The organism is Nocardioides ginsengisoli, from assembly GCF_039537225.1.
Classification (GTDB): domain Bacteria; phylum Actinomycetota; class Actinomycetes; order Propionibacteriales; family Nocardioidaceae; genus Nocardioides; species Nocardioides ginsengisoli.
This window is the reverse complement of sequence record NZ_BAABAC010000024.1, coordinates 313,864-328,186: the sequence shown is the minus strand read 5'-3', so window position 1 is coordinate 328,186 and position 14,323 is coordinate 313,864. Positions and strand designations below refer to the sequence as shown.

Annotated in this window: 12 protein-coding genes; 8 read left to right on the top strand and 4 right to left on the bottom strand. The window is 73.1% G+C overall.

The genetic code is table 11. The features are described from left to right. Window positions 1–77: 77 nt before the first annotated feature. Window positions 78–518 (bottom strand): HNH endonuclease, encoded by a 441-nt coding sequence (locus AB4880_RS14825; protein WP_367919985.1) that lies wholly within the window; start codon window positions 516–518, stop codon window positions 78–80. A gap of 194 nt (window positions 519–712) precedes the next feature. Further along, the gene (locus tag AB4880_RS14820) at window positions 713–1,852 is read right to left on the bottom strand and encodes a PucR family transcriptional regulator (RefSeq protein ID WP_367919984.1); all 1,140 of its coding nucleotides are present in this window, start codon (window positions 1,850–1,852) and stop codon (window positions 713–715) included. 82 nt (window positions 1,853–1,934) lie between these two features. Between AB4880_RS14820 and AB4880_RS14815 the strand changes: the two genes are divergently transcribed. Both AB4880_RS14815 and pruA read left to right on the top strand, forming a co-directional pair. Then, complete coding sequence (locus AB4880_RS14815; RefSeq protein WP_367919983.1) at window positions 1,935–2,858, top strand: proline dehydrogenase family protein; 924 nt, start codon at window positions 1,935–1,937, stop codon at window positions 2,856–2,858. A 35-nt stretch (window positions 2,859–2,893) separates the two neighbouring features. Then, window positions 2,894–4,531, top strand: a complete 1,638-nt coding sequence (gene pruA / locus AB4880_RS14810; protein WP_367919982.1) for an L-glutamate gamma-semialdehyde dehydrogenase — start codon at window positions 2,894–2,896, stop codon at window positions 4,529–4,531. A gap of 669 nt (window positions 4,532–5,200) precedes the next feature. On the opposite strand, the gene AB4880_RS14805 is transcribed toward pruA, so the two are convergent. Further along, window positions 5,201–5,587, bottom strand: coding sequence for a VOC family protein (locus AB4880_RS14805; protein ID WP_367919981.1), 387 nt, complete (start codon window positions 5,585–5,587; stop codon window positions 5,201–5,203). Then, on the bottom strand, window positions 5,587–6,996 hold the full coding sequence (locus AB4880_RS14800; protein ID WP_367919980.1) for a DHA2 family efflux MFS transporter permease subunit: 1,410 nt from the start codon (window positions 6,994–6,996) through the stop codon (window positions 5,587–5,589). The genes AB4880_RS14805 and AB4880_RS14800 overlap by 1 nt, the downstream gene beginning before the upstream one ends. A gap of 81 nt (window positions 6,997–7,077) precedes the next feature. Here AB4880_RS14800 and AB4880_RS14795 point away from each other — a divergent pair, with 81 nt between their 5' ends. From AB4880_RS14795 to AB4880_RS14770, 6 genes are all read left to right on the top strand, one after another. After that, the gene (locus AB4880_RS14795; RefSeq protein ID WP_367919979.1) at window positions 7,078–7,713 is read left to right on the top strand and encodes a TetR/AcrR family transcriptional regulator; all 636 of its coding nucleotides are present in this window, start codon (window positions 7,078–7,080) and stop codon (window positions 7,711–7,713) included. A gap of 53 nt (window positions 7,714–7,766) precedes the next feature. Beyond that, window positions 7,767–9,080 carry a serine hydrolase domain-containing protein gene (locus AB4880_RS14790; RefSeq protein WP_367919978.1) on the top strand — a complete coding sequence of 438 codons (1,314 nt, stop codon included), beginning with the start codon at window positions 7,767–7,769 and terminating at the stop codon, window positions 9,078–9,080. Then, the gene (locus AB4880_RS14785) at window positions 9,077–10,105 is read left to right on the top strand and encodes a dipeptidase (protein ID WP_367919977.1); all 1,029 of its coding nucleotides are present in this window, start codon (window positions 9,077–9,079) and stop codon (window positions 10,103–10,105) included. Before AB4880_RS14790 ends, AB4880_RS14785 begins: the two co-directional genes overlap by 4 nt. A 175-nt stretch (window positions 10,106–10,280) precedes the next feature. After that, window positions 10,281–12,350 (top strand): ABC transporter ATP-binding protein, encoded by a 2,070-nt coding sequence (locus AB4880_RS14780; RefSeq protein ID WP_367919976.1) that lies wholly within the window; start codon window positions 10,281–10,283, stop codon window positions 12,348–12,350. A 3-nt stretch (window positions 12,351–12,353) separates the two neighbouring features. Beyond that, entirely contained in the window at window positions 12,354–13,304 is a 951-nt protein-coding gene (locus AB4880_RS14775) for an ABC transporter permease (RefSeq protein ID WP_367919975.1), read from the top strand. Further along, entirely contained in the window at window positions 13,301–14,206 is a 906-nt protein-coding gene (locus AB4880_RS14770; RefSeq protein ID WP_367919974.1) for an ABC transporter permease, read from the top strand. Before AB4880_RS14775 ends, AB4880_RS14770 begins: the two co-directional genes overlap by 4 nt. The last annotated feature ends 117 nt before the right edge of the window (window positions 14,207–14,323 follow it).

Below are 14,323 nucleotides of genomic sequence, written 5' to 3'. Positions count from 1 at the left end.
ACACCGCACTCGGCGGCAAGTCACCAGCCGACCTCGTGCCCAACCTGCGTGGACAGAACATCTAGGGCGTCGGCGGCTCAGCCCGCGGCCAATTGGGCACGCGTCGGCACATAGGGCTGGATCCGCAGCGCCATCCCGGCCTCGGCCGGCGTCCGGTTGGCCTTGCGGCCGTTGCACGCGCTGCACGCCGCGACCGTGTTGAGCCAGGTCCAGGCGCCACCGCGGCTCTGGGGGAGCAGGTGGTCGATGGTCGAGGCGTGCCGGCCGCAGTAGGCGCAGCGGCTGTGGTCGCGCTTGAGGACGTTGGTCCGCGAGTAGGACGCCGGCCGGTACATCCACTTGGCCGCGACGTAGCGCACCAGCCGGATGACCCGCGGCCACGGATGCGGCCCGATCATCCGGTCGTCGTGGGCCTCCTCGACGGTGGCGACCTCGCGAAAGAGCATCCGCACGGCGTGCTGGAAGGTCACCGTGCCGAGCGGCTCGTAGGAGGCGTTGAGCAGCATCACCGTGGTCATGGCTGCGGTCACCTCCTTCGTGAACCCTCGTGTCGTCCTACGGCGCCTGTCGGATTTCCTACAAGGTCCGTATTTCCGTTCGGCCACGAAGGCATGAAGGGCAGAAGACCTCTGCGCGAGGTCCGACCCTTCCACGGTACGTCGGCACCGGGCCGCCGCTCCACCGCTTTGTCGCGCGGGCTCTCCAGAAGGCCCTACAGGAAGGGCGCGAGCTCGACCGCCAGGTGCAGCCGGAGCCGGTCGGCGCCGCGGGCCAGGTCGAGCCCGGTGGCCTGCTCCACCTGCCCCAGCCGGTGATAGACCGTCTGCCGGTGCACGGCCAGCCGCGACGCCGTCCGCGAGGCGCTGCCGGCCTCGTCGAGCCACACCCGCACCGTCTCCAGGACGTCGGGCGCGGCACCGTCCAGGAAGGCGCGCAGCCGCGGCTCGAGGACGGCGCCGGCGAGGTCGTCGTCGCGGGCCACGCCGAGCAGGGCCAGCGGGCCGAGGTCGCTCCAGGCGACGACCGACCCGGGCGGGCGGGTGCGCGCGACGCGGAGCGCGACGCGGGCGCCGCGGTGGGCCGCGGCGAGGCCGTCGATGCCCGGCACGGTGGGGCCGATCGCGGCGCGGGTGACCCGGTCGAGCGCGTCGAGGCGGCGGCCGAGGCCGAGCGCGGCGAGGAGGTCGTCGAGCTCGGGGGCGGCCGCGACCAGACCGGCGCGGGCGACCGCGGCCGCCGTACCGGCGCCGGAGCGGACCCACACCACGCCCGGGCGCGAGGGCCGGCTGGCCACCTGGTCGAGCAGCTCGGGGCGCTCGACGAGGACGCAGGTGACCGGCTCCTGCAGGTCGAGCCCGCCCGCCTGGGCCAGGTCGGACGCCGACTCGCGCGCCGCGAGCCGGCCACCCTCCACCAGGTCGCGGAAGAGCGCGTCGCGGTGGGCCTGGCGGCGCTCGCCGACATTGAGCAGCCGGGCGGCGGACTCGGCGATCCGCATCGCCTCCGGCCAGGTCGCCTCGTCGATGCGGCCCTCGGGGTCGATCAGCCAGAAGTACCCCTGGACCCGGTCGAGGTGGCGGGCGGGGACGCAGAGCCGGCCGACGATCCCGAGCCCCGGGTCGGGCGGGGTGCGCAGCGGCCCGGGGGAGTCCTCGATGCCCTGCGCGCGGAACCACGAGCGGACCTCGTCGGTCGAACGGCGCTCCAGGATCGAGCGCTGGCGGATCCAGTCGACGACGTCGTCGCCGCGGTGGTCGGAGAAGCCGATCAGCCGGAAGTCGGGGTCCTCGAGGGTGCACGGCGCGTCGGTGAGGCGGGCCATGTCCTCGACCAGGTCGTCCAACGAGCTCACCTGACAAGTGTCTCACCGGACGGCGGAGAACGTGTGACAGATGTCCGTTCCGTGTGACCCGCGACGCTCCTAGTTTGGAAGCATGCTCAGCGCCACCCTCAACCGTGCGTCCCGCAGTGCCCGGGCCCGCCGTGCCGTCGAGTCGATCCCGCTCACCCGCAGCGTCGTCGACCGGTTCGTGCCCGGCGAGACCACCGCCGACGCCGTCGCCGCGACCCGCCGCCTGGTCGACTCCGGCCGCGTCGTCACCATCGACGTCCTCGGCGAGGACGTCCTCGACCTCGCCGGTGCGCGCGCCATGCGCGACGCCTACCTGACCCTGCTCACCGCCCTCGGCGAGGCCAACGTCGCCGTCGGCTCCGACGTCTCGCTCAAGCTCTCGGCGATGGGCCAGGCACTGCCCGACGGCACCGCGATCGCGACCGAGCACGCCGCCGAGATCTGCGCCGCGGCCGCCGCGCTCGGCTGCACGGTGAGTCTCGACATGGAGGACCACACCACCGTCGACTCGACGCTGGCGATCGGCGCCGAGCTGCGGTCGACGTACCCCTTCGTCGGGAACGTGCTGCAGACCAACCTGTTCCGCACCCCCGGCGACATCGCGGCCCTCGACGGCACCGGCGCGCGGATCCGCCTGGTCAAGGGCGCCTACCGCGAGCCGGCGTCGGTCGCGCACCCGCGCAAGGCCGACGTCGACCGTGCCTACGAGCTCGCGATCGACGCGCTGATGGCGTCCGACTGCTACCCGATGATCGCCACCCACGACCCGGCGATGCTCGACCGCGCGGTGCGCAAGGCCCGCGAGGCCGGTCGCGGCGACGACCGCTGGGAGGCGCAGATGCTGTACGGCGTGCGCCCCGAGCTCGAGCAGCGGATGGTCGACGACGGCCACCGGATGCGGGTCTACATCCCCTTCGGCACCGACTGGTACGGCTACTTCATGCGCCGCCTCGCCGAGCGCCCCGCCAACGTCGCCTTCTTCCTGCGCGCCCTCGCGCACCGCTGAGCCCGCCGACCCGAACCTGACCGAGAGGACCTGACATGGACGCCATCACCACCCCGCCGGCCCCCGTCAACGAGCCGAACCTGCACTACGCCCCCGGCAGCAAGGAGCGCGACGAGCTCGTCGTCCAGCTCGACGCGATCGGCGGTACCACCCACCAGCTCGACGCCCACATCGGCGGCGAGCGGGTCGTCGGCGGCGGCGAGGAGATCGCCGTCGTCCAGCCGCACGCGCACCAGAAGGTCCTCGGCGTGCTGCGCAACAGCACCGCCGACGACACCAAGGCCGCCATCGCCGCCGCCCGCGACGCCGCCCCGGCCTGGCGCGCGCTGCCGTACGACGAGCGCGCCGCCGTCATCCTGCGCGCGGCCGAGCTGCTCGCCGGCCCCTGGCGCCAGAAGCTCAACGCGGCCACCATGCTCGGCCAGTCGAAGACCTCCTTCCAGGCCGAGATCGACGCCGCCTGCGAGCTCATCGACTTCTGGCGGTTCAACGTCCACTTCGGTCGCGAGATCCTCGCCGAGCAGCCGATCCGCAACGCCCCGGGCGTCTGGAACCGCACCGACCACCGCCCGCTCGAGGGCTTCGTCTACGCGATCACGCCGTTCAACTTCACCGCCATCGCCGGCAACCTGCCCACCGCACCGGCGCTGATGGGCAACACCGTGATCTGGAAGCCGTCACCCACCCAGCAGCTCGCCGCATCGCTGACCATGCAGCTGCTCGAGGAGGCCGGTATGCCGCCGGGCGTCATCAACATGCTCCCCGGCGACGGCCTCGCCGTCTCCGAGGTCGCGCTCGCGCACCCCGACCTCGCCGGCATCCACTTCACCGGCTCCACCCCGACCTTCCAGCGCCTGTGGTCGACCGTGGGCGCCAACCTGCCGTCGTACCGGACCTATCCGCGGCTGGTCGGCGAGACCGGCGGCAAGGACTTCGTCATCGCCCACCCGTCGGCCGACCCGGACGTGCTCCGCACCGCGCTCATCCGCGGCGCCTTCGAGTTCTCCGGCCAGAAGTGCTCGGCCGCGTCGCGCGCCTACGTCCCCGCGTCGCTGTGGGCGCGGATGGGCGACGACCTCGTCTCCCAGACCGACGCCCTCCCCGTCGGCGACCCGACCGACTTCGCGAACTTCACCGGCGCCGTCATCGACGCGCGCGCGTTCGCCAAGCACCAGGCCGCGCTGACGCGGGCCGCGTCGACCGACGGCCTGACGGTGGTCGCCGGCGGCACCGCCGACGACAGCGTCGGCTACTTCGTGCGGCCCACCATCGTCGTCGCCGAGGACCCGACCGACGAGATGTTCTCGACCGAGTACTTCGGGCCGATCCTCGTCGTCCACGTCTACGACGACAGCCGGCCCGGCGCCTTCGAGGAGGTCGTGCGGCAGGCGGAGTCGGCGGCGCCGTACGCGCTGACGGGGTCGATCCTGGCCGCCGACCGGCACGCCGTCGACTGGGCGAGCAACGAGCTGCGCTTCGCTGCCGGCAACTTCTACGTCAACGACAAGCCGACCGGTGCGGTCGTCGGGCAGCAGCCGTTCGGTGGGGGGCGCGCGTCCGGCACCAACGACAAGGCCGGCTCGGCGCTGAACCTGCTGCGGTGGACGTCGCCGCGGTCGATCAAGGAGACCCTGGTGCCGCCGGTGGACCACCGGTACCCGCACATGGGGTGATCTTCTCGTCGTGCCTGTCGTGCCTGTCGTGCCTGTCGTGCCTGTCGGGCTTGTCGGGCTTGTCGGGCGGGGTCGGTGTCGCGGGGCTGGTCGGGCGGCCGCGCGTAGCCGGTCGTCTCCCGCCGTCCAGGATCCTCGCTGCGCTCGGCCCGCTGCGCGGCGCCTTCGGCGTCCTTGACCGCGGGGCCCTGACGACCGGCGGGCGGCGCGGTTTGCCGGCACGGACTTCGTCCGCGCCGCCGCTGACGCGGCCGCCTGCTGGTGGGTGTGGCCGTGCGGCGGTCCGACGCGGCCCGGGTGCCGCGGCTCTTGTAACTCGGTGTTCGTGTATCCACCACGGTGTTCGAGCGTCTACCGCCGTGTCCGGGCGTCTACCTCAGCGTTCGGGCATCCACCACGGCGTTGTTACCGGTCATGACTCCATGGTGGATGCATGGACACCGAGTTACATGCGCGGTCACTTCGCGTCGCGGGCGCGGCAGCTCTTGTAACTCGGTGTTCGCGTATCTACCACGGCGTTCGGGCATCCACCGCTGCGTTGGGGCATCTACCACCGGGTTCGGTATCTACCTCAGCGCTCTGGCATCCACCACGGCGTCGTTACCGGTCATGACCCCGTGGTGGATACATGGACACCGAGTTACATGCCCGGTCGCCGCGGCAGGGGCCTCAGGCGCCGGCGCCGCCGTAGGGCACGGTGATGATCTCGAGGTTGTGGTCGTCGGGGGCCGGCCAGTACAGCCCGCGCCCACCGTCGTTGTGGTTGATCCGGCCCGCCTCCCGCCGCATCGGGTCGGCCCAGAAGGTCAGGCCGCGCTCGACGATCCGGGCGTGGATGGCGTCGAACTCCGCGTCGCTCACCAGGAACGCGTAGTGCTGCGGGGTGACCGGGCCGCGGGCGGTCATCACGTCGAGGCTGACGCCGTTGCTCAGGGCGACGACCCGGAAGGGGCCGTACGCAGGGGCGTCCGGGAGGCCGAGGACCGAGGTCAGGAAGGCGGCGGTGGCGTCGCGGTCGGTCGCGTGGACGATCGTGTGGTTGAGCTCGACGCTCATCAGTGGGCTCCTTCGGGGGAGGCGGGGCGGGGCAGCAGCAGGGCCGGTACGGCGGCCGCGAGCGCGAGGCCCAGCGGCCACCAGAAGGTCGCACCGAAAGCGTCTCCCGGCAGGCGCGTCGCGTCGAGGTGGTGCTGCAGGACGGTGGCGAAGACGGCGGTCGCGACGACGCCGCCGGTCCGCTGGGCGATGCTCATGGTCGTGGTGGCGCGGGCGATCGCGGTCCGGTCGAGGGCCGCGTACGCCGCCGCGCTGGTCGGGGCGAAGATGCAGCCGGCGCCGAGGCCGATCGCGAAGAGGGCGATGCCGAGGTAGAGCTGGCCCGGCGCGCTGCCGACGGCGGTGTAGCCGAGGAAGCCGACGGCGAGCAGGACGACGCCCGCCACCACCACGGTGCGCCCGCGTCCGCGGTCGACCAGGCGTCCGGTCAGGGCCATCGCGAGCGCCGCGCCGACGCCCTGCGGGACGAGGAGGAGTCCCGTCGTCAGCTCGGTCTCGCCCCGCGCGACCAGGTGGTAGAGCGGCAGCAGGAAGCCCGCGCCGGTGAGGACGCCGACCGCGAGGAACTGCACCGCGGTGGCGGTCGCGAAGCCGCGGTGGGCGAAGTGGCGCAGCTCGACGAGCGGTCGCGGGGTGCGTAGGGCGTGGGCGACGAAGGTGGCGAGGAGCAGGACGCCGAGGCCGATCCCGCCGGCCACGGCCGTCGTCGAGTCGCTGTGCGCGGCGACCGACGTGACGCCGTAGGCGAGCGCGACGAGGCCGGGGGAGAGCAGCGCCAGGCCGAGGACGTCGAGCCGCTCGCGGCCCGCGCCGCGCTCGTCGGCGAGCGCGCGGGCCGACCACGCGAGACAGGTCAGCCCGACGGGGATGTTGACCAGGAAGATCCAGCGCCAGTCGACGCTGTCGACCAGGACGCCGCCGATCACCGGCCCCAGGATCGGGCCGAGCATCATCGGGATGCCGACGACGGCCATCGCGCGGCCCATCCGCTGCGGTCCGACGGCGCGGGCGACCATCGCCATGCCGACCGGGCTCACCAGGCCGGCGCCGGCGCCCTGCAGCACCCGGAACCCGATGAGGGACGGCGCCGACCAGGCCAGGCCGCACAGCAGCGACCCCGCGGTGAAGACGCCGACGGCGGTGAGCCAGACCCGGCGCGCGCCGTACCGGTCCATCGCCCAGCCGCTCAGCGGGATGGTGGCGGTGAAGGCCAGCAGGTAGCCGGTCATCACCCACTGCACCGTCGTCAGCGGTACGGCGAACTCGGCCGCCAGGCGGTCGGTGGCGACGCTGACGATCGTGGCGTCGAGGACGGTCGTGATCATGCCGAGCACGACCACGGCGATGACGGTGCGTGCGGTCCGGTCCAGGGGAGCGGGCGCAGCGGGAGGTGCGGCGGTCTGGCTCATGGCCCTTCCCTTCCTAGGTTTGCTCTAAAGTTATATCGACTCTAAGATTCGAGTGACCCGAAGTCAAGGTAGGGTGCGGACATGACCGAGCTGGGGCTGCGCGAGCGCAAGAAGCAGGAGACCCGCCGTCGGATCACCGACGCCGCGATCGAGCTGTTCGCCGAGCGCGGATTCGAGCAGGTCCCCGTCGCCGACATCGCGGCCGCGGCCGACGTCTCGACCGCCACGGTCTTCAACTACTTCCCGGCCAAGGAGGATCTGATCTACGACGGGATGGCCTCCTTCAACGAGTCCGTCCTCGCCGCGATCCGCGACCGCGCCGACGGGGTGAGCGTCGTCCAGGCCTTCCGTGTGTATGTCATCCAGCCGCGCGGCGTCCTCGCCGACCCGGCCTCGCCGGTGGTGCCCGCGCTCGCCCGCATCGCGCGCATCGTCCGTGACAGCCCGAGCCTGCAGGCCCGCGAGCGGCTCGAGGCCGACCGCGAGGTCGAGGCCCTGCGGGAGCTGCTCGCCGAGGAGCTCGACGACGAGCTGCGCTGCTGGACCGTCGCCTCCGCGCTCGTCGGCACCACCCGCGGCATGTCCCGCCAGGTCCAGCGGGCGGCCGCCGAGGGCAGCCTCGACGCGCGGCTGGCGCGACGGCTGCTCGCCTCCGCCGACGCCGCGGTCGCCGTGATCGAGGCCGGCTTGGCCGGAGCGACGAAACGCCGCCCCTGACCCGGTGCCCGACGACGAAGGACCGCTCCCGCGCCGCCCCTAGGCTGCGGCCCATGCATGCAATGGGCGAGTGGCTGCGCGCGCGGCTGCCGGAGCTGCTGGCCGAGTACGACGTCCCTGCCGCGGCGGTCGCCGTCGTCCGGGGCGACGAGGTGGTCGACGCGGCCGCCGGCGTCCTCAGCACCGCGACCGGCGTGACGGCGACGACCGACGCGATCTTCCAGATCGGCTCGATCACGAAGGTCTTCACCGCGACCCTCGTCCACCAGCTCGTCGACGAGGGACTCGTCGACCTCGACCGCCCGGTCCGCACCTGGCTGCCCGACCTCCGGCTCGCCGACGAGCAGGCCGCGGCCACGCTCACCGTCCGCCAGCTGCTCACCCACACCGCCGGCTTCGAGGGCGACGTCTTCACCGACACCGGCAAGGGCGACGACTGCCTCGAGCGCTACGTCGACCTGCTCGCCGACGACCCCCAGCTGTTCGCGCCGGGGGAGATGTGGTCCTACAACAACGCCGGATTCTGCGTGCTCGGCCGCCTGGTCGAGGTGCTCCGCGGCCGTCCGTACGACGCGTGCCTGCGCGCCCACCTACTCGACCCGCTCGGCCTGACCCACGCCGCGACCGATCCCTACGAGGCGGTGCTGCACCGGGTCGCCGTCGGCCACCTCGCCGACGGCCCGACCGACACCTGGGCCCTGGCCCGCTCCAATGCCGCCGCCGGCTCGATGCTCGCGATGCGCGCCCGCGACCTGGCCGCGTTCGCCCGCCACCACCTGCGCGACCCCGGGCTCGCGGCGATGCGCGAGCCGCAGGTCGAGCTGCCCGACCTCGGCCAGGGCGCCGCCTGGGGCCTGGGCTGGGAGCTGTTCCAGCTCGAGCCGCTGCTGCTCGGCCACGACGGCAACACGATCGGGCAGTCGGCCTTCCTGCGACTGGTGCCGGAGCACGACCTCGCGGTCGCCGTCCTCACCAACGGCGGGCGGCCGAAGGGCCTGTGGCGCGAGATCGGCGGGCACGTCCTGCGCGAGCTCGCCGGCATCGAGCTGCCGGCGCTCGTCGCGCCCGCCGAGGCGAAGCCGCCCGCCGACGCGCGCCGCTTCGTCGGCCGCTACACCTCGGTCGTCAGCGAGACGGTCGTCAGCGAAGACGACGCCGGCCGGCTCTGGCTCGACCGGACGCCGCGGGGTGTCCTCGCCGACCTCGATCCGTCGTACCGGACCGAGCTGGTGGCCTGGCGCCCGGACGTGCTCTGGCCGGTCACGCCGGAGGGCGGCGCCCACCAGCCGGTGGGGTTCGTCGGCGACGACGGGACCGGCCGCGCGACCTACCTGCACACCGGACGAGCCGACAGGAGAGCCGAATGAACGACCTGCACCGCCGATCGGTGGTCGCCGACACCCACAACGACCTGCTCTGCGCCGTGGTGTCGCGGCCGGTGGAGGTCTGGTCCGACTTCTTCCGCGAGCGGTGGCTGCCGCAGCTGCGCGCGGGCGGCGTCGACCTGCAGACGCTTCCCGTGTTCATCGACGACCCCTACCGCCCCGAGGGCGCGCTGCGCCGCACGCTGCGGATGGTCGAGGCCGCCCACCGGCTCGCCGAGGGCAACCCGGACGACGTCGCGCTCTGCCGCGACGGCGCCGAGATCGACGCCGCGCTCGGCGGCGGCCGGATCGCGCTGGTCCTCGCGCTGGAGAGCGCACCCGGGGTGGGGGAGGACGTCGAGCTGTTGGAGACGCTTTTCCGGCTCGGCGTCCGGGTCGCCTCGCTCGCCCACTTCGGCCGGACGGCGCTCGCCGACGGCAGCGGCGAGGACGCGACCGGCGGCCGGCTCACCAAGCCGGGTGTCGCCGCCGTCGCCGAGATGGAGCGGCTCGGCATGCTGTACGACGTCAGCCACCTCGGCATCGCCGGCGTCGAGCACGTCCTCGAGCTCGCCACCCGCCCGGTGATCGCGACCCACTCCTCGGCTCGCGCGCTCTTCGACCACCACCGCAACCTTTACGACGCGCAGATCCGTGGGATCGCCGACGGCGGTGGCCTGGTCTGCGTGAACTTCTTCGCGCCCTACCTGCACGCCACCGACTTCACGATCGACCGGCTCGTCGACCACCTCGAGCACATCGTCGGCGTCGCCGGGATCGAGCACGTCGGGCTGGGGCCGGACTTCGTCAAGGAGGTGCTCGCCGACACCACCCCGCCGTGCTGCGAGGTGGACGTCGTCGAGGGCGTGCCCGCGAACGAGTACCTCCCCGGGCTCGAGGGGCCGGCCGGCCTGCCGCTGGTCACCGAGGCGCTGCTGCGCCGCGGCTGGGCGGAGCCGGACGTCGTCGCCGTCCTCGGCGAGAACGTACGGCGCCTCTACCGGGCCGAGCTCGGCCGTCCCGCATGAGCCGGTTCGTCCCCGCCGACGAACGGCCCACCCCAGCTCGGGCGGGCCGCACCAACACCGCGGGTGACGTGGGTCGCACCATCGTTCCGTGGCCCCCGACAGCACAGCCAGCACAGCCAGCACAGCCAGCACAGCCAGCACAGCCAGCACAGCCAGCACAGCCGCGAGCACCGCGGTGAGCACCGACCTCGCCCCGGCGCCCGACCGGGTGCTGAGCGTCCGCGACCTGTCGGTGGAGATCCGGCGCCACGACCGCGTCGTCCGCCCGGTCACCGGCGTGAGCCTCGACCTGCGCCGGGGCGAGACGCTCGGCATCGTCGGCGAGACCGGCTCCGGGAAGTCGATGACCGGCCTGGCGATCATGGGCATGCTGCCCGCCGGCGGTCGGATCACCGACGGCTCGATCTCGTTCGACGGCACCGAGCTGGTCGGCCTGCCCGCCGCCCGGTACCGGGGGATCCGGGGCAACGACATCGCCATGGTCTTCCAGGACTCGCTCACCGCGCTCAACCCCACGCGCCGGATCGGCGACCAGGTCGCGGAACCGGCCCGGCTGCACCTGGGGCTGTCGAAGCGGGCGGCCCGACAACGCGCCGCGGAGATGCTGGCGCTGGTCGGCATCCCGCGCCCGGCCGAGCGGATGGACGACTATCCGCACCAGCTCTCCGGCGGCATGCGGCAGCGGGTGATGATCGCGATGGCGCTGGTCTGCGAGCCGAAGGTCGTCATCGCCGACGAGCCCACGACTGCGCTCGACGTCACCATCCAGGCCGAGATCCTCGACCTGCTCGACGACCTGCGCAGCCGCCTCGGCATGGCGATGATCCTGGTGACCCACGACATGGGCGTCATCGCCCGGCACGCCGACCGGGTCGGCGTGATGTACGCCGGGCGGCTCGCCGAGACCGGCCCCACGCAGGTGATCTTCGACGAGACCCGGCACCGCTACACGCAGGCGCTGCTCGCATCGATCCCGTCGCTCACCCATGACCGCGGCGAGGAGCTGTTCAGCATCGGCGGCTCGCCGCCCGACCTCACCGCCGAGCCGGTCGGGTGCGGCTTCGCGGCCCGCTGCCCGATGGCGAGCGACCGGTGCCGCACCGAGCAGCCGCCGCTGACCGCCGACGGCTCCCACGAGGCGCACGCCTTCGCCTGCTGGCACCCGGCCGACGGGCCCATCGAGCGGGTCGCCGTCCGGCTCGCCGAGGTCGCCGCCCCGGACGCCCACGCCCACGCCGGCGGACCCGACGCCGGGCCGCGGCTGCGGGTCGTCGACCTCCAGCGCGAGTACCCCGCCGGGCACGACGGCTGGTTCGGCGGCCGCCGTACCGTCAAGGCGGTCTCGGGCGTCAGCTTCGAGGTCGCCGCGGGCGAGACCTTCGGCCTGGTGGGGGAGTCCGGCTGCGGCAAGTCGTCGCTCGGCCGGATGCTCGTCGCGCTCGACCGGCCGACCGCCGGCGACGTGGTCTTCGAGGGGACGTCGGTCACGGCCGGCCGCTCCCGCGAGCTCGGCGACCGGCGCTCCCGGCTGCAGATGATGTTCCAGGACTCCAGCGCCGCGCTCGACCCCCGCATGCGGGTCGGCGCGATCCTGCGCGAGCCGTTCGCCATCCACGGCATCGGCACCCGCGCCGAGCGGACCTCGCGCGCCCGCGACCTGCTGTACGACGTCGGCCTGCCCGCCACGGTGCTGGAGCGCTTCCCGCACGAGCTGTCCGGCGGCCAGCGCCAGCGGATCGGCCTGGCCCGCGCGCTCGCCCTCGACCCGTCGGTCCTCGTCGCGGACGAGCCGGTCAGCGCGCTCGACGTGTCGATCCGCTCGCAGGTGCTCAACCTGATGCGGCGGATCCAGCGCGAGCGCGGGCTGAGCAGCGTCGTGATCTCGCACGACCTCGCCGTCGTCCGGTATCTCGCCGACCGGGTCGGGGTGATGTACCTCGGCAAGCTGGTCGAGACCGGCGCCGCCGAGGAGGTGTACGCCGCCCCGGCCCACCCCTACACGGCGGGCCTGCTCGCCGCCGTCCCGGGCGAGGGCGAGGGCGACTCCACCCGGGAGCGGACCCGGATCCACGGCGAGCTGCCGAGTCCGATCGACCCGCCGAGCGGCTGCCGGTTCCGGACCCGCTGCCCGCTCGCCACCGACCGGTGCGCGCAGGTGGAGCCGGTCCTCGAGCCGGTGTCCGCCACCCACCAGGTGGCCTGTCACTTCCCGCTGCAGCCCACGACCCAGAACGGAGGCGCCTGAGCCATGGCCTGGTACGTCCTGCGCCGACTCGCGATCTCGGTCGTCGTCCTGCTCGGCATCTCCGCCGTCGTCTTCTTCCTGCTGCACCTGGTCTCCGACAGCCCCGGCCGGGTGGTGCTCGGCCAGCGCGCGTCGCCGCAGGCCGTGGCCGACTTTAACCGGCAGCACGGCTTCGACCGGCCGGTCGTGCTCCAGTACCTCAGCTACCTCGGCCAGCTGCTGCACGGCGACCTCGGCCGCTCCTACAAGCTCAACCAGGACGTCAGCACGCTGCTGTCCCAGAACGCCGGCCGCAGCGCCATGCTCTCGGCGTCCGGTCTGGTACTGGCGCTGCTCGTCGCGATCCCGCTCGGCGTGCTGCAGGCGGTCAAGCGCAACAGCGTGGTCGACCGGGTCGCGACGGGCGCGGCGTACGTGCTCTACGCGACGCCGGCCTTCCTGCTCGGCCTGGTGCTGATCGCGGTGTTCAGCCAGCAGCTCGACCTGTTCCCCGCGGAGGCGTCGCAGTCGCACTCGCCGTGGGTGGTGTTCACCGATCCGCGCTCGATGGCGCTGCCGGTGGTGACGATCGCGGCGACGAGCATCGCGATCTTCAGCCAGTACCAGCGCTCCTCGGCGCTCGACCAGCTCGGGCAGGACTACATCCGGGTGGCCCGGGCGAAGGGCCTGCCGGAGCGGCTGATCCTGATCCGTCATCTGCTGCGCAACGCCTGCCTGCCGCTGATCACCCTGGTGGGGACGATGATCCCGGCCCTGCTGGCGGGCAACCTGATCGTGGAGTCGCTGTTCAACTACTCCGGGCTCGGGCTGCTCTTCCTCAACAGCCTGCAGCGCGAGGACTACCCGGTGCTGCTGGCCTACACCCTGATCGGCGGCGTGCTCACGGTCGCCGGCAACTTCATCGCCGACATCGCGGTCGCCTTCGCCGACCGCAGGATCGAGCTCGCGAAATGACCGCGCCCGACGTCCCCACCGCCATCGACGCTGCCGAGGAGCAGGCGCTCGCGCCGGTGCCGCCGGCGTCCCTCCTGACCGTGCTCCGGCGGCTCAAGCACCATCCGCTCGGCCTGGTCGGCTTCGGGCTGCTCGTGCTGATCGCGGCGTTCTGCTATCTGGGACCGCTGTTCTGGAAGACCAACCAGACCGACGTCAACCTGCTCGACGCGGCGCTGCCGCCGGGGCCGGGCCATCCGCTCGGCACCGACACCAACGGCTTCGACGTCCTCGGCCGGATGATGGCGGGCGGCCAGGTCTCGCTGCAGATCGGCCTGCTGGCGGCGCTCTTCGCGACCACCATCGGCACCGTGTACGGCGCCGTGGCCGGTCTCGCGGGCGGCGTCGTCGACGGCATCCTGATGCGCCTGGTCGACGTCCTGCTGTCGGTGCCCTTCCTGTTCTTCGTGCTCATCCTGTCGGCGCGCTTCCACGCCAACGCCTGGACGCTCGCCCTGGTGATCGGCGCCTTCTCGTGGCTGATCTCGGCGCGCCTGGTGCGGGGCGAGGTGCTCACCCTGCGGGTGCGCGAGTACGTGCTGGCGGCCCGGGTCATGGGCGCCTCGCGACGGCGGATCATCTTCACCCACCTGATCCCGAACGCGATGGGCGTCATCATCGTCAACATCACCTTCCAGGTGGCCGACGCGGTGCTCGTCGTCGCGGCGCTGGGGTTCCTCGGCTTCGGGCTGAGCTATCCGACGACCGACTGGGGCAGCCAGCTCGCCAGCGGCGTCACCTACATCTCCGCCGACTACTGGTGGCTGGTCTACCCGGTGGGCGGGTGCATCATCCTCACCGTGCTCGCGCTCAACCTGCTCGCGGACGCGCTCCGCGACGCCGTGGGGCGCAAGGCCGACTGACGGATCGGTGGGACGCGGGACGGCCTGTCGAGGCGGACCGACCGGCCCGTGCGGAATCGTCGACAAGGACGAACCGGGGCCGGGGGGCCTGCGGCAACCTCGTCGCAAGCCCACAAA

What these genes read in the sequence shown, in the direction of transcription:
- AB4880_RS14825 (WP_367919985.1), bottom strand. Translation starts at nt 518, where the DNA reads ATGACCACGGTGATGCTGCTCAACGCCTCCTACGAGCCGCTCGGCACG.
- AB4880_RS14815 (WP_367919983.1), top strand. Translation starts at nt 1,935, where the DNA reads ATGCTCAGCGCCACCCTCAACCGTGCGTCCCGCAGTGCCCGGGCCCGC.
- pruA (WP_367919982.1), top strand. Translation starts at nt 2,894, where the DNA reads ATGGACGCCATCACCACCCCGCCGGCCCCCGTCAACGAGCCGAACCTG.
- AB4880_RS14805 (WP_367919981.1), bottom strand. Translation starts at nt 5,587, where the DNA reads ATGAGCGTCGAGCTCAACCACACGATCGTCCACGCGACCGACCGCGAC.
- AB4880_RS14800 (WP_367919980.1), bottom strand. Translation starts at nt 6,996, where the DNA reads ATGAGCCAGACCGCCGCACCTCCCGCTGCGCCCGCTCCCCTGGACCGG.
- AB4880_RS14795 (WP_367919979.1), top strand. Translation starts at nt 7,078, where the DNA reads ATGACCGAGCTGGGGCTGCGCGAGCGCAAGAAGCAGGAGACCCGCCGT.
- AB4880_RS14790 (WP_367919978.1), top strand. Translation starts at nt 7,767, where the DNA reads ATGCATGCAATGGGCGAGTGGCTGCGCGCGCGGCTGCCGGAGCTGCTG.
- AB4880_RS14785 (WP_367919977.1), top strand. Translation starts at nt 9,077, where the DNA reads ATGAACGACCTGCACCGCCGATCGGTGGTCGCCGACACCCACAACGAC.
- AB4880_RS14775 (WP_367919975.1), top strand. Translation starts at nt 12,354, where the DNA reads ATGGCCTGGTACGTCCTGCGCCGACTCGCGATCTCGGTCGTCGTCCTG.
- AB4880_RS14770 (WP_367919974.1), top strand. Translation starts at nt 13,301, where the DNA reads ATGACCGCGCCCGACGTCCCCACCGCCATCGACGCTGCCGAGGAGCAG.